Here is a 22,538-nt window from a genome sequence, read left to right on the forward strand (position 1 = left end):
ACCGCCACTGACGCCGCCCAAAACGTCAAAGCCGAAGGCCAAGGCGCCGTCACCGACGTCAAAGACCGCGCCACCGACGCCAAAACCAACGTCCAGAACACGTAGGGACGCATAGGTTCAGAAGGGCCGGCTCCGAACGGAGCCGGCCCTTTTGGTGCCTAAGGGGTGCTAGCGCTTGCCCTTTTTCCGGGAGCCCTTGCCCCGGCCCTTGTCCGGATTCGGGGCGTAGCGCTGGGCCACCTTGGGAGCCTTCTTGGCTCCGGTACCGCGCCGGTCCGGCTTGGGCTCCTTTTTGGCCTGGACGGGTTGGGCGGAGGGCTGCCGGGAGCTTTGGGCGGTACGTCCGCGCACTATCCCGATGAATTCCTCGATGATCTCGTCCGTGGAATCCGCGGGCCAGGCGACGGCAATTCCGGTGGCCGGGGCGCCGGTTAGGCGCCGCGCTACGGTGTCCTTGACGTTGAAGTGCCGGGCCACGGACATGGGCAGGACCACCAGGCCTGCGCCGGTGGCCACCACCTGCAGGGCCGCTTCCGGACCCCCCAGGGCGGTGACGTCCAGGAAGGCTTCCTGCTCGAGGTCGGCAAAGGCCACTTCCTCAAACACCGAGATTTCGTGGCCCTTGGGGGCAACCACCACGGGCTGCTCCTCATACAACGGAATGACGTTGAGGCCTTCGCGCTCCACCGGAAGGCGGACAAAGCTGAGGTCCGCGGAACCGTCGCGGAGCACCTGAACCTGCGCGCCGTCGTCGGACATAAACGCCTCCAGCGGAACGTCCAGCACGCGCTCTTCCCACCGGCGGATCCACTTGCCGGGCGTTACCCCGGCCACGTAGGCGACGCGGAGCACGCGCGGAGCGTCCGGCTCAGCGCGGTCAGCTGACCCTGCAGGACCGGTGTCTGTCTGGGGGGCGTTGTCGGTGGGCACGTCTTCACAGTACCGTCCGCCCGGATACCCTTGAAGCATGACCTCTGCAAACTCCCAGTCCATGAAGCCGGCCACCGTTGCCAAGAAACTTGGCATCTACCTGCCCGCAACACCGCAGGAGTTCCAGGATTCAACCATCACCCGCGCCGAGTTCGCCGAGCTCCAGGCCAACCCCCCGGAGTGGCTGGCAGAACTGCGCCGCAACGGACCTCACCCCCGCCCGGTGGTGGCTCAGAAGCTGAACGTGTCCATCAGCGGGCTGTCCCGCGGTGGCGTTGAGGAAGCGCTGACGACGGCGGAAATTACCGCGCTGTTGCAGGCTCCCCCCGCGTGGCTGGTCAGCGAGCGCGCCACCCACGCGGCAGTCCGGGCCGAAGCCCAGCGGGTGAAGGACGAATCCGCGAAGAAGGACGCCAAGCGGGCCCGCGCCCAGGCCGAGTAATCCGGGCAGTCCCTTAACCTGGGCTTGTTCGCGGATCCGGCCCTTGATGGTCCGGATCCGCGAACAAGCCTCTGTTATGCCAGGGGCAACTCAGTCCTGGTGCAACTGGACGAAGTTGCCGCAGCCGTCATCGAACACGGCGCTGACTCCAGAGGGGTCTTCAGCCGGTTCGCTCTTGAAGCTGACGCCCGCCTGCACCAGCCGCTCATACTCCGCCCGCACGTCCGGGACGCCGAAAACGATGGCAGGGAGCCCGGCGTCGTGCACGGCATTCATGTAGCTGGCGCCGATCGGGTTGTCGCTCGGTTCCAGGAGCAGGCCCACTGAGCCCTGGCCGGCACCGGGGTCCTTGATGATGTACAGGTTGTACTCCGGCATGGCCATCAGTGTCTCAAAGCCAAGCGTCTCGGTGTAGAAGGTATGGGCGGCGGCGGGGTCCAGGACATGCATGCTGCACATTTTGAGTCTCATGGTCCCAAGGTACGTGCCGCACCCCTGGCCGGAAAGTCCCGGCAGCCCGTGCTCCGGCCTGCCACCCGGCCGCCTGCCCATTGACCGGGGCGCGGGGAGGCGCTGGAATGGAAGGACCAGCCCGGCGTTTAGCGCCGGGCCTGTGGACGTGGAGGTGCAAGGTGGCAGCCATCGCAGAATCCCTGTTCCAGGGGGCCTGGATCCTTCTATTGTGCGGAACCGTGCTGGTTGTCAGCGTGGCCGCTACTGTCTTCCAGGTCCGACGGCGGTCCCTCGCCGTGCCGGGCGGGGAACCCGAGCGTTCGGACCAGTTGTTCTGGGATCTGTTCCTCGGCTCAGCGGTGGCCCTGCCTGCCCTGCTGATCCCGGCGCTTTCGTCCGCCTGGGCCGGGCTCTTCCTTGCCGGTGCGGCCGTGGCTTCCGGCGTCGCTGCGTACAGGGGCACTCCGCGGATCGTGGCCTGGCTGTCCCTCCGACGGCAGCGCCGGGAGTACCTGCCCCTGCACACGGCCGCGCAGGCTGAACACAGCGTGCTGCTGGAGCGCTGGCGACGATACGAGCTGGATCCGGCGTTCTGCATCGACTACCCGGCCATGACCGATGTCCGGCTGCCCCAGACCGCAGCCGTGATCAAGGCAATGCGCGAGGCCGAGCAACTCCGGGCCGCGGGGCACCAGGGGTACCCACCCGCCGTCGAACGCTTCAGCCGCGCCCTCGCCGACGCCGAAAAGGCGGCAGGAATCCCCGCAGGCGGCCACTAACTGCCGGGTGGCGCATGAACTGCTGTGTCGGAGGCGCTGGAGTCCGGCGGCGCAGCGCCGTAGCATCCGAAGCATGGAGCCTCAAGAAACGGAAGACCGCGACCAGTTCGGCAGGCGGCTGGAGGACCGGGGCGCCTGGCGCCAGGCCACCACTTTGCCCGCTGCCGGCGAACTCACGGCGCGCTGGCTTGAAGGACACAGTGAATTCCAGCCGGCCACCTTCACGGCACGCTACGACGCCGAGACCGCACCCATCGCCGTCTCGCTTGCTGAACTGAACCGGAACGGGCTGTTCACCAAGGAATCGCAGCCGGGATTGCGTTCCGCCGGCATCGCCCAGCGCCAGTACGTCACAGGGTTTTGCGGCGCGGAAGCCGCCGCGGAACTCCTGGCCCTGTCCACGCGCTCCGAACTGGTCACCGTGGTCCACTCCCCCGGCGAATCCAGTAACGCCGCCATCCCGGTCACCCTGGACGGCGGCGAGGTGGTAACCGTCCTGGGGTCCAGCGAGAACCCCGTCACGGAGGAGCAGATCCAGGACTGGGCCGATGAAACCAACGACACGCTGGCGCTGCTGCTCGCCGACTCCTGGTACGTGGAGGTCCTGGACCCGTTCTGGGGCCGGGACGACGTGCTGCTGCCCGCCGTCCTCGGCGCCCTGAACGGATCGTAGGGCCTTCCTACAGCTCTACGGTGCCGCTTTCGCCTACGCTCATCCGGCTGTGAGTGACTTTGGACTTGACCCACTGGAGGACTGTTGCGGCGGTCCCGCCGGGGCTGGTCCAGTATTCGGCCGAATCGGAGTCGACGCGGAGCAGGCATACCTCCGGGGTATCCGGCCCGTCCGGGAACCATGCTTCAACCGCTTGGTTCCACAACTCTCGGATTTTCTCCCGGTCCGTCACCACCTCGGCAGTCCCGGCGACGGAAACCCATTCGGTGTTCTTGCCGAAGGAAACGTTGACGCGCGGGTCAGCCCGAACGTGGGCAACCTGAGAGGTGCCGAGGCCGGTGAAGAACCACATGTCGCCGTCGTCCTTGACATCCTGGACCGCCAGCGGCCGGCTGACGAGGGCGCCTTCTTCGTTGATGGTGGTCAGCATTCCGATGTGGGAATGGTTGATGATGTCCGTGACCTTGCTGATGCTCTCGGTGTCAGTCATATTTTCACCTCGTTCGTCTGCATGCGGGGACGCTCCCCATCGGTCCAGCCTATTGGTAAGCATGCTTATATTCCAGCCGGTGCGGAGTTTTCCCGCGCCCTCCGGGACTTAGGCAGGCACGGCGATGCGGGCGGCTTCGCAGATGCGGGCGGCCGTGAGGCGGCCCATCCGGATGGCGCCGTCAACATGCTGGTAGCCCTCCGCGGCCAGGTCCGAGGAGGACCAGTAGATGGGCCCGACGGGGGCGTGCTGGTCCTTGCCGTAGCGGTGGAGGCCGCCGAGGTCATAGCTGGAGGCGTAGGCGCCGCGGGTCCACTCCTCCGAGCCCCAGTCGGACTCGTAGTAGACCTCGGGTTCCAGCGCCTCGGCGCCGAGGAACCCGGCAATGGACTCCAGGACGGCGCGCTTGCGCTCCTCGGCACCCAACTCGAAGACGGCGTCGGCCTTCTCGTCGGAGATGAAGCCCACCAGGGTGCCCCGGGCGTCGCCGAAGTTGGTGTTGTCGTAGACCTCCTGGACCAGGGATCCGGCGCCGAAGCAGGTGCCGGACAGGCCGGAGTTCCGCCAGAACGGCCGGCTGTAGACAGCGTGGACCTTGATGACCAGGCCCAGGGACTGGTGCTGGTGCATCTGATGCTGGCGGCGCGGCAGCGGCGGGTTGAACGAGACGCGGGAGTAGAGGTTGGGCGGCACCGCCATGATCACGAATCTGGCGTTCACGGCGGCACGTTCCGATTCGACGGTGACGCGGTGCCCGCCGTCCGCGTCCGGCTTGCAGTTGATGGTGCGCACCGGGGAGTTGAGGACGACGTCGTCCCCCAGCTCCTGCGCGAGCAGCTGGGAGACCTGCTGCATCCCGCCGATCACGCGGCGGTCCAGGATGAAGTCCTCGTCCGTGAGGTGCGTGAAGGAGCCCGCGGAGGCTGCCATCAGGACGGCCTGCAGGGCTGAGAACGCGTGGGCCGGCTTGGTGAGCATGCCGCCGGCGATGAACAGGCCGATGTTGTTGCAGGCTTCCTCATTGCTGGAGTGCTGCCGGAGCCAGTGGTGGAAGGAGATGGTGTCCAGCTCCCTGGCGTTGGGGTGGGCCCAGGGCTCGGTGGGGCCGATCTCGGCCGCGAGCCCGTCCAGGAGTGCGATGAGCTTGTCCATTTCGGCTTCGGTGCCTGCGTTGACCGGGAAGCTTTCCCCGCTGTAGCGGACGGGGATGCCGTCCGCGCCGAGGTACATGGACTCACCCTCCCGGTAGCGGGGGTAGGTCTTCAGGTTCAGTTCCTGGAGGAGGTCCAGGAGCACGGTCTGGTCCGGGGAAACCCACTGGCCGCCGATTTCCAGCATGGCGCCGTCCACGGTGTCGGTCCAGGTGCGGCCACCCACGCGGTCCCTGGCCTCAAGCACGGCGACAGTGAGGCCGGCCTTCTTCAGTTCGCGGGCTGCGGTGAGTCCCGAGGGTCCGGCTCCAACGACCACGACGTCGCGGTTCAGGTTCTGCATGATGTCCTCTCTGCATTCCCCTGTGATGGGGAGCACTAAATGAATGGCATTCATTTAGTAGAACTATAGCCGTTCCTGTCGGGGACTGGAAGTACCGGGTGGAATAATGCTGGTGACCACCAGAGAAAGGGCAGTGATGCCGGCAGGACCAGCCGTACAGGGACGCTCCGCGTCAAACGCGGACGCTAACGGAGGTCCCGCCCGCAGGCGGGCAGGGCGGCCCTCGGCAGCGCTGCTGGATAAGGGCGGGATCACTGCGGCCGCGCTGGAACTGATTAACCGGAAAGGTTATGACGGGCTCACCATGGCGGGCCTGGCGAAGGAACTGGACGTGGCGCCGTCGGCCCTTTACAACCATGTGGCCGCGAAACGGGACGTCCTGCTCCTGGTGGAGGACCACCTGACTTCGCTGGTGGACGTCTCGGATTTCGGCGCGGCACCGTGGGAGGACGCCGTACGCAGCTGGGCGTGGAGCTACCGCAATGTTTTCGCCGAGCACACCCCGCTGATTCCAGTCATTGCCGTCCTTCCAGTGACCGACGCGCCGCAGACGCTGGCCATGTACGAGACGGTGAGCAAGGGCTTCCTCGACGCCGGCTTTCCCCAGGACCGGATTGTCTCCTCCATTGTGGCGCTGGAGTCCTTTATTTTCGGCTCGGCCTACGATGTGACTGCGCCGGAGGACATTTTTGATGCCGGGTCGATGGCTGATGCGACGCCTCATTTTACTGCTGCGGTGCGGAGCGCTTCGTTGGGGCAGCCCTCGGTGCGCCCGGCCGACGTCGCATTTGAACTGGGACTGGAGGCGCTGATTTCGGGGCTGGGTGCGCTGCGGGGGTAGCGGCTGCCAATGGACGGTTCAACCGCACTGAGCACCTAAGCCGTCCGTTTGGACGGTCCTTCCGAGGTCGCGCTGCCCTATCTCAGGTTTCTACAAGGTGCCCCGGAGACGCTGGTGCTGTTCGGGAATCCCCTGATTGAGAACCGCCGGGCCCGGCTCGCAGGCTTCCCTGTACAGCAGGGTAAGTGAAGGCGCGCCATTCCAGCGCCCTGTTCAAGCCCCACGACGCGCGCGAGCCGAGCATCTTAACCTCTGCGCCCGCGCCTGGGAACCACCCCAAAGTATTCACCCTTTGCCGCTTTCGATCTCCCATGCGTCAGCTGCCACGGTCCCATCAGGCCAACTTAAACCCCGTGTTGGACGTCGCCGGTGCAAGCGGCACATTTCAGGCAAGGCCCAACGATTTCGGCCTGGAAACGGGGCTGCACCAAGGTTTTTGCAACCGGGTTTCTAACGTTTCTCCAACCCGGGTTCCTGAGAGTGGTTGGTATCACTCGTTAGCAGGCGTCCATCATGCAGCTGAGACGCCGGGGCCTGAGAGCCCCGACATGGAAAGGACTCAAATGAGCATTCGAAGGCACGTTCCTCCCGGTTGGCCCGGTAACTCGTCCTCAAGCAGGCGTATCACTGGCTTGCTCGCAGGAACCACCGCGCTGGCACTTGTGGGAGTTGGCACGTCCGCTGTAATGGCGGCGAACCCCCCGGTCGGTCCCGGCAACATTGAAATTTTCACCAAACGCGACATGGTCGCAATCGAGGGATACGCTGCACAGGCGGGGCAGGACGCAACCATCCGCGTGTCCCGGGGCGGAAACCTCATCGGCGTCGCACACGGCGTGGTCGATGCCACAGGCTTCCTTGAGGTCAATCACCCGGGAGGTTCCTGCTGGGATGTGGTCACACCCAACATCACAGGGGGCGACGAAGTCACGGTCGAGTTTGAGGATGGCAGCGGGGACGGAGCGATAGCAGGCACGTCGGTCATCACCTCAGTCGACTCGGTTGACGGGACGCCCACTCCGGACGTCGCCGGTGACGTCGAGGGCCAGGTTGTGGTCAAGGGCAAGTACGGCGCGGACGTCGACATCGCCCGCATGGCGGTGGAGATCGTCAACCCCGACATGAGGGATATGGGCATCGGCGAACGGGCAATCGGCTGGCCCGACGATGAGACACCTGCCGGCTACACGGTCGAAGGCAACGCTGCGAACGGCGAATTCACGGTAACGTACAGTTTCTTCTCTGAAGCCGAGCGGGACGCCGCTTTTGCTGGCGACCCGTCCGTCGCCAGCTGGCAGGCAGAACCCGCTGGTGTTGAAGCTCAGCTCGGCCTGACCATCTCCGAGTTCAAGGAGATCGACGGCCCAGGCTTCGGCGGATGCCCCGCGGGGCCTTCCGGGCAAGCACCCAACCAACCAACTGAGGCCTTCGCCAGCACGGCAGGCAACAACAGCATTACCGCCACCTGGTCAGCTGCCACTGTCCCCGCGGACGCTCCTGCCATCACCGGCTACGAAGTCATCGCGGAGGACACTGTTCTGGACCAGGAAATTAGCGTCAAGATAGGAGCCGAAGCAACAAGCGCAACCATCCGCGGCTTGGTGGACGGTCAGGCATACCCGGTCAAGGTAGTGGCGATAAACGGACAGTCAAGTACCCCTGCGGCGGCCGGCACGGTTACCGTAACGTCTGCCGAGGAACCTCCCGCAGCCTCCGCACCCGCAGCTCCGACCAACGTGGCAGTGAACGATGGCTCTCTGCTCGGTTCAGCGGATATCACGTGGACCGCGGCCGCCGCCAACGGCTCGGCTGTAACCGGGTACACCGTTCAGGCGCGCTCCGGGGAGGAAGTAGTCGCTACGGCTACGGTAGGAAGCGGTGCCACGTCAGCCAAGCTCGACGGGCTGACACCTGGCACGGAGTACAGCTTCGTCGTCACGGCTAATAGCAGTGCGGGTAATTCCTCAGCGGCATCAGTGGCCTTCTCCACAAAGGCAGGAGAGCTGACGGCACCGGCCGCTCCCAACGTCGTTCGCGTGACCACCGGCAACGGCGGCGCGACTGTCGAATGGCAGGGTGCAGCCGCAGGCAATACGCCGGTTACCGGTTACGTCCTGACGGCCACGCCGGCCGCAGGAACAGCGGTCACGGTGAACACGGACGCAGCAGCACGTAGCGCTGTGCTGAGCGGGTTGGCCAATGGCACCACCTACACCCTCAAGCTGGTCGCTACCAGCGCAGCAGGCGAGAGCGCTCCAGCAACCTTTGGTGCCGGTGCTTCGGCAACCCTGACTCCCGCGGACCAGCTCACGGCCACGGCCGAGTTCCGCGCTGACAAGCGGGAATGGCGGCTTGGTGGAAGCGCCAGCATCACCACCGGCAACACGATCACGGCCACCAACGCCAATGGTGTGCGGATCGGCACCGCGGTGGTCGCCGCTGACGGTAGCTGGACGATCCGGGCCCGTAACTCGGCTGCACCGGTGACGCCAACCATCAAGTTGACGTCCTCCGCCGGCGGATCCCTCACGGTATCCGTCAGTACAAGGTAGCCAAATCCGCTGAAGCGGTTCACAGGTCCGACCAATCGGAGAAGGCTCCGTCCCAGATGGGACGGAGCCTTCTCCGTCTGTCGATCGCTCTAACGGGTTGAAAAGAAGGGGCCCGCTGTGGCCACCCTATGACGCAGGGTGTTCCCGCTGCACAATCTCTATCGCTATGCCCTCCGGGGCGGCCCTCAGGAACGCGCATGGCAGGCCGTACCCGCCGGTGAAGATCCCGCCCATCTGGCCCCTGGACCTCAGGAAGTCCTCAGCGTTGTCGACGGCGAAGCAAACATGGTGCAACCCTTCACCTTTTTGGGCGAGGAAGTCCGCGATCGCTCCTGGGCCCAGTGGCTGGACAATCTGAAAGCTCGCCTCCCCGATCCCGGCCGTGGCGTCCGCGGGCGCCAGCCACAACAGGCGTAGGCCGACGTCGTGGACAAGTTCGTCATGGATGCGTTGCAGTCCCAGAACCTCTTCGAACCACTGAGACGACGCGTCCGCATCGTGGACCGCCATCGCCACATGGTCGATCTTCCGGACGCCGTCGTGCCGCGGCCGGCTGGTTTCGGCCAGGGTAACGGAGTCGACGCCGCCTCCCCGGGCGCTGGATACTCGACGACGGCTCATTACAGACACTCCTTAAGGTGTGAACTCACGCAGCACCCGGTCTCGAGGAGTTCTTGCTGCTGATGAAAGTCCCCTGCGGAGCCGCCGGGCTGTCGCGGCTCCGCCCGGGGGACTTAGACGGTGGTGACGCTGACCGCGCGCTTCGTCGCAGTTACCACTCCACTTGGAGTATCGCCACGGAGGACCGCGTCGAAGTTCTGCCACACGGTCGCGATCCTGCGCTGAACGTTTTCCCAGCCAACGCCTGCCATGTGGGGGGTGCAGACAACCTGTTCCATGTTCAGCAGTTCACTGGCGGTATCCAGTGGCTCCTTTTCGTAGACATCAAGTCCGGCTCCCCCGATGCGCCCCTCGCGCAGGAACTCGATGAGAGCATCCTGGTCCACCACTTCGCCGCGGCCGACATTGACGAGAACGCCGCTGCGCTTCATGAGGGCAAGTTCGTCCCGCCCGATCAACTTGTTCGATTGCGCGTTCAGGGGAAGACTCAGGCAGACGACGTCGGACACTGCCATGAGCTCTTCCAACGGGACGGCACGGGCCGGGATCAGTTCCGAAACGGTCAACGGAATCTCCGCGTTGTCGTAGAAGACCACATTGGCGCCGAAACCGTGGTGGACGATCTTGCCGATCCAGCGTCCGATGTTTCCCAGTCCGACTATTCCAACTGTTTTGTTGTACAGCTCCGAGTAGGACGTCTCGTCCAGGTCCTCGCGCCATTTACCGTCGCGCAGCAGCTGCGTAGAGGCTGGAATCCGCCGCATCACCGTCAGCATCAACGTCAGGGCATGCTCTGCTACAGAGATGGAGTGGGTCTTCATCTGGGCAACCGGAACGCCCAGTTCGTCCAGGACGGCGACCGGAAGCTGCCCATAACCGGAGCTCATGTACTGGATAAACTGCACGTTCCTGGCAGCCCGGAACACCTCTTCGGGAACATCTACGCCGGAGATCAGGAAATCTGCGTCTTCAGCTTCACGGCAAATTTCCGCCAGATCCGCTGTTAGCGGCATCACTTTCACGTTATAACCCTCTGGCGTCGATTCCAGAATCCGGTCGATGTAATCGTTCAGCGGGTTTACGAACAAAACCTTGTATGTCATTCGTGGCATCTTTCTTGAGTCAGTATTTGTCGGCGGCGACATGACGCTCTATGCATGCCGAGCACGGGTTTGCGACGGTGCTGGCCGGTCATGGCCACGGCGGGGTGTCCGGGCCGGCCTACCCATCAGCTATGCCGGCAAGGCGTTGAGGACAGCCTCCAGCACTTCCTGGGTATTGGCTGTCCCGCCCAGGTCACGTGCCAGGGGTCCCGTTACGAGTGCCGCCTCGACGGCGCTTTGAATGTTCTGTGCTGCCTGGGTGCAGAGCTCATCTCCACGGCGTTCGCCCAGCCACTCCAGCATCATCGCAGCAGAAAGGATCATCGCCGTCGGGTTTGCGATGCCCTTACCGGCGATATCGGGCGCACTTCCATGTGAGGGCTGGAACACGCCATGTGTAAGGCTGACGTCAGCAGAAGGCGCGACGCCAAGACCGCCGACGAGTCCAGCGGCGATCTCTGAAAGGATGTCGCCGAAAATGTTCTCTGAGACGACGACGTCGTAGCGTTCCGGGTCGGTCACCATATACATGGACCCAGCGTCGATGTAGTATTTCGCGCTTCCGATGTCGGAGTTCTTGGCCGCGACTTCGTCGAAAACCTTCTCCATCAAAACGTTGCTGCGCAGGGCGTTTGATTTGTGCAGCAGCGTTACGTGTCCGGGAGTGCCCCGCTTGCGGCGCGCCCGCGCCTGTGAGAAGGCGACGTCGAAGAGCTTCTCGCACGTGGCCCGGGTGATTGTCATACGGTCACTGGCACTCTCGTCGCTGGGCTCATGGTGATCTGCCAGTCCTGCGAACATCCCTTCGGAGGTTTCACGGATGACGAGCATGTCGATGTTCTTCGCCTTGACAGGGCTCTCGACTCCCGGGAAAAGCCGAACGGGCCGGAGGCTTGAGAAGAGCCCGTAGTGGGCCCGCATTTCCACCTGGGCGCCCAGTTCAAGGCCTTCGGGTCCGCGAACGTCCGCCAGCCCCATCGCGCCGAACAGCACAGCGTCTTTCTTGCCGATCTCATCCATATCGGCAGCAGTGATCTTTCGTCCGGTACGTCGGTACAGGTCTGCGCTGAAGTCGTAGAACGTGTAGTTCAGCTTCAGCCCGTAGCGTGTTTCGCATTCCTTCAGTACCGACAGAGCCGCGTCGACGACTTCGGTTCCGATTCCGTCTCCGGGAATGACAGCGATGTCATAGTGAGTCATTGGTCTTCCTGCCTTGATAAGAGTGTGCGCGGTCCGGCGCGGAGTGCTTGCCCGGGGCAGGAAGCCGCGCCTCCGCGGCACCCCTACCCAAGAGCAGTTCCCATCTAGTGGGAAGCTTCGTTTGCCAAGTGGGAAGACGTTAGCAGAAGATGACGTGGCTCACAAGGCGGATATGTCGGCCTGCCGGAGGAGTCTGAGGCGGAATGGTGCGCCTTGGGAATTACTTGTTGCGCGCATCACAGTCCACTGCTAATGTCTATCCGCTTGATGACAAGGTTATCCCACTCAGTGGGAAATTGCTGAGTAATTTTGCACTCAACGACGCAGGCAGGACAGACATGACGCAGGAACTTCACCTTGAGGGGAACTCCCTCCCGCTTCAAGGCATCCGTGTGCTGGAGCTCGGCAGCTTTATCGCTGGACCGTTCGCAGCCCGCATTTTTGGTGATTTCGGAGCTGAAGTCATCAAGATTGAAAAGCCGCAGGGCGGCGATGAGCTGCGCGACTGGCGCAAGACCCGGGGAACAACCTCAATGCTGTTCCGTACTATCGGCCGGAACAAGAAGTCCGTCGCCCTGGACCTGCGTTCCGAGGCCGGACGCGAGGCGGTCAAGAAGATCGCGGCCCAGTGCGATGTGGTGATCGAAAACTTCCGTCCCGGAACCCTTGAAAAGTGGGGTCTTGGGCCGGACGTTCTTCAGGAGCTCAACCCCGGTATTGTGATGGTCCGGATCTCCGGTTACGGCCAAACCGGCCCCTATAAGAACCGCGCCGGGTTCGGCAGCTCCGCAGAGTCATTCGCAGGTTTGCGCTATATCACGGGCGAGCCGGACCGGCCAGCCGGCCGTGCGGCGGCCAGCCTGGGCGATACGGTCGCCGGTCTGTACGGGGTGATCGGCGCCCTGATGCTCATGCTCCAGAAAGCCCTCGGGCAGAAGACCGACAGCTCCCAGGTAGTCGACGTCGCACTCTATGAAGGCGTCTTCAGCCTCCTCGAATCGCTCGTCCCGGACTACGACGCCTACGGCATGATCCGGAAGCGCACCGGCGGCGCCCTGCCCGGTGTCGTGCCCACCGGGTCGTACCTTTGCGGCGACGACCTTGAGGTCGTCATTGGGGGGAACTCGAACTCCGTGTTCATCCGGCTCATGCGGGCGATCGGCCGGGACGACCTGGCCGAGGACGAAACCCTCCTGACTACCCAGGGCCGCGGTGCGCGCGAGGAAGAGTTGAACGGCGCCATCTCGGCCTGGACCGGCAGCATGCCCCTGGCTGAGGTTCTGGACAAGCTGGACGACGCCGGCGTCCCGGCAGGTCCCGTCTACGACGCGCCCAGCATCGCTGTAGACAAGCACTACCTGGCCCGCGACATGATCCAGACCCACCAGGTGGTCATCGACAACGAACCCGAGCTGATCCGCTTCCCCGGCGTCGTTCCCAAGATCCCCGGCCATGAGGGCCAGGTTAAGTGGGTTGGCCCGGAGCTGGGCCAACACACCCAAGAGGTCCTCCAGGAACTCGCCGGGATGAACGCTGACGAGATCGACGACCTAGGACTGCAGGAGGTGCGCTGAATGAAGGTGGATATCACCGACGTTTTCCTGCGCGACGGCCTGCAGGACGAACCGGTCATCGTTTCCACGGCCCACAAGCTGGAAATAGCCCAGGCCCTCATTGCCGCTGGAATCAAACGCATCGAAGCCGCCTCCTTCGTGAATCCGAAGCGCATACCGCAAATGGCCGACGCCGCCGAAGTCATCTCTTCGCTGCCGCACGTTGAGGGGATTGCCTACACCAGCCTCGCCCTCAATGGGAAGGGCATCGAACGGGCCGTTGAGGCCGGCGCCACCGACATACAGGTGGTCACATCCGCGAGCCAGGCGCACAGCACTGCGAATGCGGGGCAAGCCATCGAGGACGCTCTGGCCGGCATCGCTGCCTCCGTCAGCCGGTACCCGGAAACCCGCTTCTTCGCGGGCATCTCCACTGCCTTTACCTGCCCCTTCGAAGGCAGCATCGACCCTGAGCATCTGCTCCGCGTGGTCCGGGCCTTCTCGGACATGGGGATCAAGGACGTCGGCCTGGCCGACACCCTGGGCACCACGCCCACCGAGAAGGTGCTGGCCAGCCTGAACCACGTACGCGACGCCGAACCGGATCTGACCTACTACCTCCACCTGCACAACGCCCACCACCAGGCATTGGCAACGGCGGGTGCTGCCGTAAGCGCCGGCGTCGTCCGCTTTGACTCTGCGCTGGGCGGCTACGGCGGGTGCCCCTTCGCACCCGGCGCCCACGGCAACATCGCGACCGAAGAGCTGGTCCGCTACCTGCACGATGCCGGCCACGAGACAGGCATCGACGAGGACCGCCTGGCCGACGCCGTACGCCTTGCCCGCGACGTCGTAGCGCACTCCCCCGCCGCGCTGCTGGACCCGGCGCGCTAAGACTCCCGCCCGAATCCCCTTGAGCCACACAACACTTCACTGAGCCCTCCACAAGAAAACAGTTCCCACCCACCATTCCGGAGACGATGATGTCAACAAACCCACGCACCACGGAAACCACCAGCGAACCTATGGATGACGCCATGAGCGAGACAAGCCCCGGCCCCGCCGGCGGTATCGAACACCCCGTCACCAAAACTGTCGGCGCCCGGCCGGGCACCCACTACCCAGGCCGCTTAGGATTCAAAATCTCAAGCGTCCCTGCTCCCCTCTATCTCGTCCTGGCGGGCCTCGTCCTCGCCGCAGCCCTCACCGGCAACCTTCCCGACACCATGGTTGCCGGTTTCGCCACCACAATCCTCCTTGGCGGCTTGTTTATTTGGATCGGTAACCTGTTCCCGGTGGTCCGGGACTTCGGGCTGCCAACCGTCCTGTGCACCTTCGCACCGGCCACACTGGCTTTCTTCGGCTTGATGCCCGAGAACCTGGTCACCGTGGTACGGAACTTCGTCGACGGCCACGGCTTCCTGGACTTCTTCGTCGTTGGCATCATCGCCGGCGCCATCCTGGGCATGCCCCGTGCGCTCCTGCTGAAGGCAGGCCCCCGCTTCGCAGTACCCATCGTGGGTTGCCTCATCGCTACCTTCGTCCTGGTGGGGCTCCTGGCCGCAGCGACCGGGTTTGGGTTCATCGAAGGCATCCTCTTCATCGCAGCCCCCATCATGGCCGGCGGCCTTGGAGTCGGCGCCCTGCCGATGTCCGAAATGTATGCCGCGAAAACCGGTGGTGACTCCGCGGCCTTCATGGGTGACCTCATGTCCGCCGTCGTCATGGCGAACATCGTCTGCATCCTCATCGCCGGAATCTATAACGGCCTGGGCAAGCGCAAAAAGCAGCTCTTCGTTGGCTTCAACGGCCACGGCCAGCTCCTGCGGATCAAGGGCCGCTCCGACGAACTCACGGTTCCCCCGAAGCGCGACACGTCCTCCTTCATCGCCCTGGGTAAGGGCCTGCTCATCGCCGGCAGCCTCTTTGTCTTCGGAGAACTCATCGCAGCCCTCCTTCCCGGCGGCCTGCACCCCTACGCCTGGGCCATCATCGCGGCCGCCCTCGTCAAAATCTTCGGGTTGCTCCCCCAGGACGTCGAGGATTCCGCCGCTGACTGGGGCGATCTGATCGGCACCGTCCTCGTTCCTGCACTCCTGGTCGGCGTCAGCCTCACCTACATTGACATCACCGAAGTGATCGCCTCGCTGAGCAACCCCCTGTTCATCCTCCTGACCATTAGCACCGTCGTCATCGCCACCCTGACCTCAGGCATCCTGGGATGGCTGGTGAAGTTCAACTTCGTCGAAGCATCCATCACCCCGGGCCTGGTCATGGCAGACACCGGCGGCAGCGGTGACGTTGCAGTTCTCAGCGCGGCAAACCGCCTGCACCTCATGCCGTTCGCAGCCCTGACCAACCGCCTCGGCGGCGCACTGGTCCTGTTCGTGACGTCGCTGATCGTCCCGTTCCTCGCCTGACAGCAGGAATGAACGGCGGCGCCCGGCACAAAGCCGGGCGCCGCCGTCGCGGCGCTTCCACGTACACCACCTAGGAATGAGAAAAGACATGACGAGTACCAGCACCCAATTTCCGCCCGGCGAGACGGCGGCCCTGCCCGATGAAGGCCACGTGGCCGCGATCGTCGCTGACGTGGTCGCGGAGCGTGCGGGGCACCTGTTCGGCCTCATGGGCAACGGCAACGTCCACCTCATCAGCCGACTGACGCGCCGGGGCTGCCCCTTCACCTCCGCACGCCACGAATCGGCCACGGTCGCCATGGCTGACGCCTACTACCGGGCAACCGGAAAAATCGCAGCAGCGACCACAACCTACGGCGCCGGCTTCACCAACGCCTACACCACCCTCGCCGAAGCCCGAATAGCCCGGATCCCGCTGGTCCTGGTAGTAGGCGACGCGCCCTCCACCGGCCCCAGGCCCTTCGACATCGACCAAGCCAAAGCAGCGGAAGCTGCCGGCGTGCTCACCCTTGTGGCCGGTCCCGGCAACGCTGAAGCGATCACCCACCGCGCCTTCGACCTTGCCCTGCAGACCGTCCAGCCCGTGGTGCTGGCCATCCCTTACGATCTGGCTACGGCCCCGCCCTCAGAACCACAGCCCCTCGAACCATTGCCCGCCAAACCAGCCTGGCCCGCCGATCCCGGCGACCTCGACCGGGTCGCTGAGGTCCTCGCTGCCGGCAAGCGGCCGCTGATCCTGGGCGGCCGCGGCATGATCCTGGCCGACGCCGTCGCGCCCCTTCTCCAGCTTGGGGACCGCCGTGGCGCGCTCTTCATGACCTCGCTCATGGCAGCCAACGCATTCAACAGCCCTTGGGACCTGGGCATCGCCGGCGGCTTCACAAGGCTTCATCGCCTGGACATCGCCCGCCAGGCAGATGTGGTCCTGGTCGTGGGGGCCAGCCAAAACCTGTTCCAGACCCGCTATGGCACCCTGTTCCCCGCGGACACGAAGATCATCCGGATCGATAACGAACCGGACCCCGGTAACCTGCCGTCCGCGGACTACATTCGGGCGGACATCCGCCCATTTGTCGAAGGCCTGCTGGAACGCGTCACCGCGGCCACGACAACAACGTGGCGGGACTCTGCTCCTGAAGTAGCGAGCCCGGAGTTCCGCTCGTCCCTGCCCAGTGAAAACCCCGAGGAGTTTGGCCCGGACGGGCGGCTGAATCCACGGGCAGTCGTCGCGGCCCTGGACGGAATCCTGCCGGCGGAACGGTCCGTGGTGATGGACGGCGGGCACTTCATAGGCTGGGCACCCATGTACCTTTCAGTGCCGGACCCCCACGCCATGGTCTTCGTCGGTACCGCATTCCAATCCATCGGCATGGGCTTCGGATCTGCCGCCGGCGTCTCCGTTGCCCGCCCTGACCGGACGACTGTATTGGTCAGCGGCGACGGCGGCGGGCTGATGGGCCTCGCCGACTTCGAAACCTTCATCCGCGCCACCCGCAAAGGCGTCGTAGTGGTACTCAACGACTCGGCCTACGGCGCAGAGCTGCACCAGTACGCGGCGAAAGGGCTGCACGATAAGGCAATGCTGATTGACGAAGTGGACTTCTCCGCCGTCGGCCGCGCCCTTGGCACCTCGGGCGCGAAAGTCCGCACCATGGCAGACCTGCAGCACCTCAGTGACTGGCTGACCACCAACGACGAAGGCGTCTTCGTCCTCGACGTAGCCATCTCCCAGAAGGTCGTGGCCGAATTCATGACAGAATCCGTGGCCGCCAAGGGTTAGCCGGGCACCATAGGCTTCTCATATGCCATCTCCTGAAACCAACGGAAGCAACCGCACCCTCGAGCGGGCCGCATCGATCCTTGATGCCGTGGGCCGGTCGGCCGTGTCAGCCAGTGAGCTGTCACGGCAGACCGGCCTTTCGGTGTCCACGGCGCACCGACTGGCGCTGCAACTGGCTGACTACGGGTTCCTCCGTCGCACCGATACCGGCACCTTCCGGCTGGGCGACCGGTTCGTCCGCTCAGCATTGGAAAACGCCGGCATGCCAGTCCTCCGGGAACTGCGGGACCGGACCGGCGAAACCGCGCAACTGTGGGTGCGGCGGGGAGATGAACGGGTCTGCCTGCTCAGCGCCGACAGCCAGCACGAACTCCGTGCGATCCTGCCTCCAGGCTCAAGGCTGCCCCTCCCCCAAGGATCAAGCGGCAAAGTGCTGGCGGGCGACGAGGACGCCCTTTCCCAGCTGGCCACAGTTGGCTGGATCGAGTCCGTGGGTGTCCGAACACCAGGACTGGGATCAATTAGCGCCCCGGTACAGACTGATGAAGAAATTATCGCTGCAGTCTGCCTTGCCATGCCGTTGGCCCGCGTCGTCGCATCACCGGGCAAGGACCACGGCGAGAAAGTCATTCAAGCAGCCCAGAGAATCGCACAGTCTCTGCAGCAAAGGATCCAGTAGCCGGTCAAGTGGAAGTGCCAGGGTTCCTTCCTTCAACAAGTAATTTCATTCTTGCGACTGGCTTAGCCTTAACTACCAAGCGCAGGTTCCCCGAGCTTCCGGGGAACCTGCGCAGGCGTAAAAATGGACAATCTTTGGAGTGCGGCACGGCCTCTTGATCCCGCGTGTGCTTTTCCTTGACTACGCCTTAGGAGAAGTAAGCTCTCCTGTCAGTCGAGGCAAGGGCTGTGGCTCGAACCTCCTGGAACTACCGGGCCGCGGCCGCCACCGTCTGGCGCGGCTTCTGCAGCGGTGCGAAGAACGCACTGAGTTCAGCGGTCGCGGTCAGGGGCAGGACGTTTGCCACGTACTGGTCCGGGCGCACAATCACGACGGCGCCGCGGCGGTCCAGGCCGCGCAGGTCGAAGATGTCCGCTGACAAATCGGTGGCGTAAACCTTTTCGTAGTCCGTCAATTTGAACGGACCCACCTGCGGCTTGAAGACTGCCGGGACGGCGCCGATATCGACGTTGTGGTGATCCTGCTGGTAAACGACCTTGACGTCGAACCAGGCATCAAGGTCAGCGTTTTGCGGGGTGGCAGCCAGCGGCGACTCGGACGAACTGGCGAACCACTCGGCGAGCAGATCAGTGGCGGAGCCCGTTCCCGGCTGCGCGGCGTCGGCGAAGACGTAGATCCGCCACCGGCCGTCCGCCGTGGCATGGTGTCCCAATTGCACGGGATTCGTGTCGGCGACCCGCACGACAGGTGCAGATTTGAAGCGCTTGCCTACGGGAAATCCTGTGGCCAGGGCTTGGTGCTCAGCAGTGCCGACCAGCATCGACGGTGCGTATTGAGTCATGAAGCCGGCGGGGAATTCCGCGGTGGTGACGTAGAAGTCCTCCAGCTCAGAGGGGCTGGCGAACTCCTCGGGCTTCTTGGCCATCATGGTGGACCACTCTTTATCGAAGTCGATCAGGTTCTTGGCCACCACCTGCCGCTCTTCGGAGTAGGTGGACAGGAGGCTTTCGGGGCTGCGGCCTTCGAGGACGTGCCCGAGCTTCCAGGCGATGTTGAAGCCGTCCTGCATGGAGACGTTCATGCCCTGGCCGGCCTTGGCGCTGTGGGTGTGGCAGGCATCGCCGGTGATGAACACCCGCGGAGTGCGGGTGCCGCGCTCCTGCGGGAGGACGTCGTCGAACCGGTCGGTGAGCCGGTGCCCCACCTCGTAGACGCTGTGCCAGGCAACGTTGCGCACGTCCAGAGTGTACGGGTGAAGAATCTCATTGGCCTTGCCAATGATTTCCTCGATGCTGGTGTTCCGGACAGCGCCCTTGTCATTGGGGTCAACTTCGCCGAGGTCGACATACATGCGGAACAGGTGGCCGCCCTCGCGCGGGATCAGCAGGATACTGCCGCCTTCACCTGACTGGATGGCGCACTTGGTGCGGATGTCCGGGAAGTCGGTGACGGCGAGTGCGTCCATGACGCCCCAGGCGTGGTTGGCGGCGTCGCCGGCGAGGGTGCAGCCGATGGCCTGGCGAACTTTGCTGCGCGCGCCGTCAGCGCCTACAACGTACTTGGCCCTGACGATCTTTTCCTGGCCTTCGTTGGGACCGGAGGTGTGAAGGAGCGTGACCGTAACCGGGTATTCCCCTCCGTCGGCAACCTCAAGTCCCTGGAACTCGTAGCCGTAGTCCGGTGCCATCCGCGTGGGTGCGTTCCCCATGAATTCTGCGAAGTAGTCCAGCACCCTGGCCTGGTTGACGATCAGGTGCGGGAACTCACTGATCCCGGCGGGGTCATCCGGGGTCCGGGCGGTGCGGACGATTCGCGAGGAATCATTCACATCCGGCTTCCAGAACGCCATCTCGGTGATCGCGTAAGCCTCGGCGATGATCCGTTCTGCGAACCCGAAGGCCTGGAAGGTTTCGACGCTGCGGGCCTGGATGCCATCGGCCTGCCCGATGGCGAGCCTGCCCGGGCGGCGCTCGATGATGCGGGTGGTGACATTGGGGAACTGGGAGAGCTGCGCGGCGGCGAGCATGCCGGCAGGGCCGGTGCCAACGATGAGCACATCGACCTGGTCGGGGAGCTCTGCGGGCCGATTGATACCGACGCCGGCGGCGGGCTGGACTCGCGGGTCACCGGATACGTAACCGTGGTGGTGAAACTGCACGGGAATTCCTCACTTCACTGTGGGCTGTAGACACTTAGGGCGTGTTCTATATTCGAACTCACGTTTCTATATGCGAAACGTGGACATTTGAGTCACAACTGTACGGCACCTGTGACCCAGGCGACAAGATGGCCACATCCCCTAAATGGCGGAGTTGACGAACTACGTGATGCCCCTCATAGTGGTTCGTATACGATTTCGTACCTAATGAGGAGACGGTCTTGGAGCAGGTCAACGAGGACACCCTGGGTGCAGCCCGCAAGGTGATCGCGGTGCACATCAACTACCCCAGCCGGGCGGCGCAGCGCGGCCGGACCCCGGCGCAGCCGTCGTACTTCCTGAAGCCTTCCAGCTCGCTCGCCCTGAGCGGCAGCAGCGTGGAGCGCCCGGCAGGCTGCGAACTGCTCGGCTACGAGGGCGAGATTGCCCTGGTGATCGGCAAGGCCGCCCGCCGTGTCGGCATGGAGGACGCGTGGAGCCACGTCGCCGCGGTCACCGCCAGCAACGACCTCGGGGTCTACGACCTGCGCTGGGCGGACAAGGGCTCCAACCTCCGGTCCAAGGGCGGGGACGGCTTCACTCCCGTGGGCCCGGCACTGATCCCGGCAGACGCCGTCGACCCCGCCAAACTGCGCATCCGCACCTGGCACAACGACGACCTGGTCCAGGACGACACGACAGAGGACCTGCTCTTTCCGTTCGCCCGGTTGGTGGCGGACCTGTCCCAGCTGCTCACCCTCGAGGAGGGCGATATCATCCTCACCGGCACCCCCGCCGGCGCCTCCGTGGCCCACCCCGGCGACGTGCTCGAGGTGGAGGTCAGCACTGCTGACGGCGGCCTTACCACCGGCCGCCTGACCACCACCGTGGAGGAAGGCACGACGCCGTTCGCCGACTTTGGTGCCGGCCCCAAGGTTGATGACCTGCAGCGGGAAGAGGCCTACGGATCCCGCGAAGCCGCCGGGCTGCCTGCACCCGCCAGTGTTCTGACTCCGGAACTGAAGGCAAAGCTCGAGTCCGTGGCCACCGCCACCCTGTCCTCGCAGCTGCGCAAGCGCGGCCTGAACAACGTCAGTATCGACGGGCTGCAAGCCACCCGCCCCGACCGTCGCGTCGTCGGCCTGGCCCGGACCCTGCGCTACGTCCCCAACCGCGAGGACCTCTTCAAGACCCACGGCGGCGGCTTCAACGCCCAAAAGCGCGCCATCGACTCCGTCAACGAGGGTGAAATCCTCGTGATGGAAGCCCGCGGCGAAAAAGGCACCGGCACCGTCGGCGACATCCTGGCCCTCCGCGCCCAGGTCCGTGGTGCCGCGGCCATCATCACCGACGGCGGCGTCCGCGACTACACCGCCGTCGCCGGCCTGGAGATGCCCACCTACTTCGCCAACCCGCATCCCGCCGTACTCGGCCGCCGCCACATCCCCTGGGACACGGACATCACCATCGCCTGCGGCGGGGCCACCGTCCAGCCCGGCGACATCATCGTGGCCGACTCCGACGGCATCCTGGCGATCCCCCCGGCCATCGCCGAAGAACTCGTCGACGACTGCATCACCCAGGAACAGGAAGAAACCTTCATCTTCGAGATGGTCAAGCAGGGCAACAGCGTGGACGGCCTCTACCCCATGAACAACGAGTGGCAGGCACGGTACAAGGAATGGGAAGCAGGCCGAGCGAATGACTGAGACAGTGACCGAGCTTCCCGCCGCGGCCGCTGCCGGCAGCAAGTCCCAGCAGGCCTACGACGCAGTGAAGGCCAGGATCGTCGAAGGGACCTACTCCCCCGGCTACCGTCTGGTCCTCGCTTCCATTGCCAAGGACCTCGGGTTCAGCGTCGTCCCGGTCCGGGAAGCCATCCGCCGGCTCGAGGCCGAGGGCCTGGTGAAGTTCGAACGCAACGTCGGCGCCACCGTGGCCGGGATCGATCCCACCGAGTACCTCTACACCATGCAGACGCTCAGCATCATCGAAGGCGCCGCCACCGCGCTGTCCGCTCCACTGATCGATTCGGTGGCCATTGCCCGGGCACGGGCGGTGAACGAGGAGATGCGCGAGTGCCTGGACCACTTCGATCCCGTCCGCTTCACGCAGCTTAACCAGGACTTCCACAGCGTCTTGTTCGAACACTGCCCCAACCCCCACATCCTGGACCTCGTCCACCGCGGCTGGAACCGGCTGGCTTCCCTGCGATCCTCGACGTTCCGCTTCGTCCCCGGCCGCGCCCACAACTCAGTGGACGAACACGAAGCACTCCTGCAGCTCATCGAATCCGGAGCAGATGCGGACACCATCGAAAAAGCCGCCCGCCTCCACCGCTCTGCCACCCTCGACGCCTACCTTGCCCAAAGCAACTAGTACCCGAATCAC

General features: G+C 64.5%; 20 protein-coding genes. 12 read left to right on the plus strand and 8 right to left on the minus strand.

Annotation, left to right across the window (positions count from 1 at the left end):
• Positions 1 to 168: 168 nt before the first annotated feature.
• Positions 169 to 969, minus strand: coding sequence for a LysR substrate-binding domain-containing protein (locus ACFVYC_RS07420; protein WP_387548572.1), 801 nt, complete (start codon positions 967 to 969; stop codon positions 169 to 171).
• Between ACFVYC_RS07420 and ACFVYC_RS07425 the strand changes: the two genes are divergently transcribed.
• Complete coding sequence (locus tag ACFVYC_RS07425; protein ID WP_387548574.1) at positions 968 to 1,372, plus strand: DUF5997 family protein; 405 nt, start codon at positions 968 to 970, stop codon at positions 1,370 to 1,372. The two genes, ACFVYC_RS07420 and ACFVYC_RS07425, sit on opposite strands and share 2 nt — an antisense overlap.
• Before the next feature lie 90 nt (positions 1,373 to 1,462).
• Here ACFVYC_RS07425 and ACFVYC_RS07430 read toward each other — a convergent pair whose 3' ends face one another.
• Entirely contained in the window at positions 1,463 to 1,843 is a 381-nt protein-coding gene (locus ACFVYC_RS07430; RefSeq protein WP_387548577.1) for a VOC family protein, read from the minus strand.
• A gap of 161 nt (positions 1,844 to 2,004) precedes the next feature.
• Between ACFVYC_RS07430 and ACFVYC_RS07435 the strand changes: the two genes are divergently transcribed.
• A complete protein-coding gene (locus tag ACFVYC_RS07435) occupies positions 2,005 to 2,604 on the plus strand; it encodes a hypothetical protein (RefSeq protein ID WP_387548579.1) in 600 nt (199 codons plus the stop codon).
• A gap of 73 nt (positions 2,605 to 2,677) precedes the next feature.
• Positions 2,678 to 3,277, plus strand: a complete 600-nt coding sequence (locus ACFVYC_RS07440; protein ID WP_387548581.1) for a DUF6919 domain-containing protein — start codon at positions 2,678 to 2,680, stop codon at positions 3,275 to 3,277.
• Between the two features lie 7 nt (positions 3,278 to 3,284).
• Here ACFVYC_RS07440 and ACFVYC_RS07445 read toward each other — a convergent pair whose 3' ends face one another.
• Together ACFVYC_RS07445 and ACFVYC_RS07450 are read right to left on the minus strand one after the other, a co-directional pair.
• Positions 3,285 to 3,767 carry a pyridoxamine 5'-phosphate oxidase family protein gene (locus ACFVYC_RS07445; protein WP_387548583.1) on the minus strand — a complete coding sequence of 161 codons (483 nt, stop codon included), beginning with the start codon at positions 3,765 to 3,767 and terminating at the stop codon, positions 3,285 to 3,287.
• 108 nt (positions 3,768 to 3,875) lie between these two features.
• Positions 3,876 to 5,315 (minus strand): flavin monoamine oxidase family protein, encoded by a 1,440-nt coding sequence (locus ACFVYC_RS07450; protein WP_387548585.1) that lies wholly within the window; start codon positions 5,313 to 5,315, stop codon positions 3,876 to 3,878.
• 52 nt (positions 5,316 to 5,367) lie between these two features.
• On the opposite strand from ACFVYC_RS07450, the gene ACFVYC_RS07455 reads away from it, so the two are divergent.
• Both ACFVYC_RS07455 and ACFVYC_RS07460 read left to right on the plus strand, forming a co-directional pair.
• Complete coding sequence (locus ACFVYC_RS07455; protein WP_387548587.1) at positions 5,368 to 6,102, plus strand: TetR/AcrR family transcriptional regulator; 735 nt, start codon at positions 5,368 to 5,370, stop codon at positions 6,100 to 6,102.
• 743 nt (positions 6,103 to 6,845) lie between these two features.
• Entirely contained in the window at positions 6,846 to 8,654 is a 1,809-nt protein-coding gene (locus tag ACFVYC_RS07460) for a fibronectin type III domain-containing protein (protein WP_387548588.1), read from the plus strand.
• Positions 8,655 to 8,780: 126 nt separating this feature from the next.
• On the opposite strand, the gene ACFVYC_RS07465 is transcribed toward ACFVYC_RS07460, so the two are convergent.
• The 3 genes from ACFVYC_RS07465 to ACFVYC_RS07475 all read right to left on the minus strand — a co-directional run bounded on the left by ACFVYC_RS07465 (position 8,781) and on the right by ACFVYC_RS07475 (position 11,578).
• Positions 8,781 to 9,275: a VOC family protein gene (locus ACFVYC_RS07465; RefSeq protein ID WP_387548590.1), complete on the minus strand. Its 495-nt coding sequence runs from the start codon at positions 9,273 to 9,275 to the stop codon at positions 8,781 to 8,783.
• A gap of 113 nt (positions 9,276 to 9,388) precedes the next feature.
• Entirely contained in the window at positions 9,389 to 10,378 is a 990-nt protein-coding gene (locus ACFVYC_RS07470) for an NAD(P)-dependent oxidoreductase (RefSeq protein WP_387548592.1), read from the minus strand.
• A 129-nt stretch (positions 10,379 to 10,507) separates the two neighbouring features.
• Positions 10,508 to 11,578: an isocitrate/isopropylmalate dehydrogenase family protein gene (locus ACFVYC_RS07475; RefSeq protein ID WP_387548593.1), complete on the minus strand. Its 1,071-nt coding sequence runs from the start codon at positions 11,576 to 11,578 to the stop codon at positions 10,508 to 10,510.
• A gap of 338 nt (positions 11,579 to 11,916) precedes the next feature.
• Here ACFVYC_RS07475 and ACFVYC_RS07480 point away from each other — a divergent pair, with 338 nt between their 5' ends.
• The 5 genes from ACFVYC_RS07480 (at position 11,917) to ACFVYC_RS07500 (ending at position 18,010) form a co-directional block, all read left to right on the plus strand.
• A complete protein-coding gene (locus ACFVYC_RS07480) occupies positions 11,917 to 13,152 on the plus strand; it encodes a CaiB/BaiF CoA transferase family protein (protein WP_387548595.1) in 1,236 nt (411 codons plus the stop codon).
• Complete coding sequence (locus ACFVYC_RS07485; RefSeq protein ID WP_387548597.1) at positions 13,153 to 14,025, plus strand: hydroxymethylglutaryl-CoA lyase; 873 nt, start codon at positions 13,153 to 13,155, stop codon at positions 14,023 to 14,025. It begins immediately after the preceding gene.
• A gap of 143 nt (positions 14,026 to 14,168) precedes the next feature.
• Positions 14,169 to 15,551 (plus strand): 2-hydroxycarboxylate transporter family protein, encoded by a 1,383-nt coding sequence (locus tag ACFVYC_RS07490; protein ID WP_387548598.1) that lies wholly within the window; start codon positions 14,169 to 14,171, stop codon positions 15,549 to 15,551.
• An 88-nt stretch (positions 15,552 to 15,639) separates the two neighbouring features.
• Positions 15,640 to 17,331, plus strand: a complete 1,692-nt coding sequence (locus ACFVYC_RS07495; protein WP_387548600.1) for a thiamine pyrophosphate-binding protein — start codon at positions 15,640 to 15,642, stop codon at positions 17,329 to 17,331.
• A 22-nt stretch (positions 17,332 to 17,353) separates the two neighbouring features.
• Positions 17,354 to 18,010, plus strand: a complete 657-nt coding sequence (locus ACFVYC_RS07500; protein WP_387548602.1) for an IclR family transcriptional regulator — start codon at positions 17,354 to 17,356, stop codon at positions 18,008 to 18,010.
• A 247-nt stretch (positions 18,011 to 18,257) separates the two neighbouring features.
• On the opposite strand, the gene ACFVYC_RS07505 is transcribed toward ACFVYC_RS07500, so the two are convergent.
• Complete coding sequence (locus ACFVYC_RS07505; RefSeq protein WP_387548604.1) at positions 18,258 to 20,168, minus strand: FAD-binding monooxygenase; 1,911 nt, start codon at positions 20,166 to 20,168, stop codon at positions 18,258 to 18,260.
• Between the two features lie 221 nt (positions 20,169 to 20,389).
• Between ACFVYC_RS07505 and ACFVYC_RS07510 the strand changes: the two genes are divergently transcribed.
• Together ACFVYC_RS07510 and ACFVYC_RS07515 are read left to right on the plus strand one after the other, a co-directional pair.
• Positions 20,390 to 21,856, plus strand: coding sequence for a fumarylacetoacetate hydrolase family protein (locus ACFVYC_RS07510; RefSeq protein ID WP_387548606.1), 1,467 nt, complete (start codon positions 20,390 to 20,392; stop codon positions 21,854 to 21,856).
• Positions 21,849 to 22,526 (plus strand): GntR family transcriptional regulator, encoded by a 678-nt coding sequence (locus ACFVYC_RS07515; RefSeq protein WP_387548608.1) that lies wholly within the window; start codon positions 21,849 to 21,851, stop codon positions 22,524 to 22,526. Before ACFVYC_RS07510 ends, ACFVYC_RS07515 begins: the two co-directional genes overlap by 8 nt.
• Positions 22,527 to 22,538: the final 12 nt, after the last annotated feature.

Origin of the sequence: Pseudarthrobacter sp. NPDC058329, from assembly GCF_042879835.1 — a bacterium.
Classification (GTDB): domain Bacteria; phylum Actinomycetota; class Actinomycetes; order Actinomycetales; family Micrococcaceae; genus Arthrobacter.

What these genes read in the sequence shown, in the direction of transcription:
- ACFVYC_RS07490 (WP_387548598.1), top strand. Translation starts at nt 14,169, where the DNA reads ATGAGCGAGACAAGCCCCGGCCCCGCCGGCGGTATCGAACACCCCGTC.
- ACFVYC_RS07515 (WP_387548608.1), top strand. Translation starts at nt 21,849, where the DNA reads ATGACTGAGACAGTGACCGAGCTTCCCGCCGCGGCCGCTGCCGGCAGC.
- ACFVYC_RS07480 (WP_387548595.1), top strand. Translation starts at nt 11,917, where the DNA reads ATGACGCAGGAACTTCACCTTGAGGGGAACTCCCTCCCGCTTCAAGGC.
- ACFVYC_RS07430 (WP_387548577.1), bottom strand. Translation starts at nt 1,843, where the DNA reads ATGAGACTCAAAATGTGCAGCATGCATGTCCTGGACCCCGCCGCCGCC.
- ACFVYC_RS07495 (WP_387548600.1), top strand. Translation starts at nt 15,640, where the DNA reads ATGACGAGTACCAGCACCCAATTTCCGCCCGGCGAGACGGCGGCCCTG.
- ACFVYC_RS07460 (WP_387548588.1), top strand. Translation starts at nt 6,846, where the DNA reads ATGGTCGCAATCGAGGGATACGCTGCACAGGCGGGGCAGGACGCAACC.
- ACFVYC_RS07455 (WP_387548587.1), top strand. Translation starts at nt 5,368, where the DNA reads ATGCTGGTGACCACCAGAGAAAGGGCAGTGATGCCGGCAGGACCAGCC.
- ACFVYC_RS07450 (WP_387548585.1), bottom strand. Translation starts at nt 5,315, where the DNA reads ATGAATGCCATTCATTTAGTGCTCCCCATCACAGGGGAATGCAGAGAG.
- ACFVYC_RS07485 (WP_387548597.1), top strand. Translation starts at nt 13,153, where the DNA reads ATGAAGGTGGATATCACCGACGTTTTCCTGCGCGACGGCCTGCAGGAC.
- ACFVYC_RS07440 (WP_387548581.1), top strand. Translation starts at nt 2,678, where the DNA reads ATGGAGCCTCAAGAAACGGAAGACCGCGACCAGTTCGGCAGGCGGCTG.
- ACFVYC_RS07465 (WP_387548590.1), bottom strand. Translation starts at nt 9,275, where the DNA reads ATGAGCCGTCGTCGAGTATCCAGCGCCCGGGGAGGCGGCGTCGACTCC.
- ACFVYC_RS07475 (WP_387548593.1), bottom strand. Translation starts at nt 11,578, where the DNA reads ATGACTCACTATGACATCGCTGTCATTCCCGGAGACGGAATCGGAACC.
- ACFVYC_RS07425 (WP_387548574.1), top strand. Translation starts at nt 968, where the DNA reads ATGACCTCTGCAAACTCCCAGTCCATGAAGCCGGCCACCGTTGCCAAG.
- ACFVYC_RS07445 (WP_387548583.1), bottom strand. Translation starts at nt 3,767, where the DNA reads ATGACTGACACCGAGAGCATCAGCAAGGTCACGGACATCATCAACCAT.
- ACFVYC_RS07500 (WP_387548602.1), top strand. Translation starts at nt 17,354, where the DNA reads ATGCCATCTCCTGAAACCAACGGAAGCAACCGCACCCTCGAGCGGGCC.
- ACFVYC_RS07420 (WP_387548572.1), bottom strand. Translation starts at nt 969, where the DNA reads ATGCTTCAAGGGTATCCGGGCGGACGGTACTGTGAAGACGTGCCCACC.
- ACFVYC_RS07470 (WP_387548592.1), bottom strand. Translation starts at nt 10,378, where the DNA reads ATGACATACAAGGTTTTGTTCGTAAACCCGCTGAACGATTACATCGAC.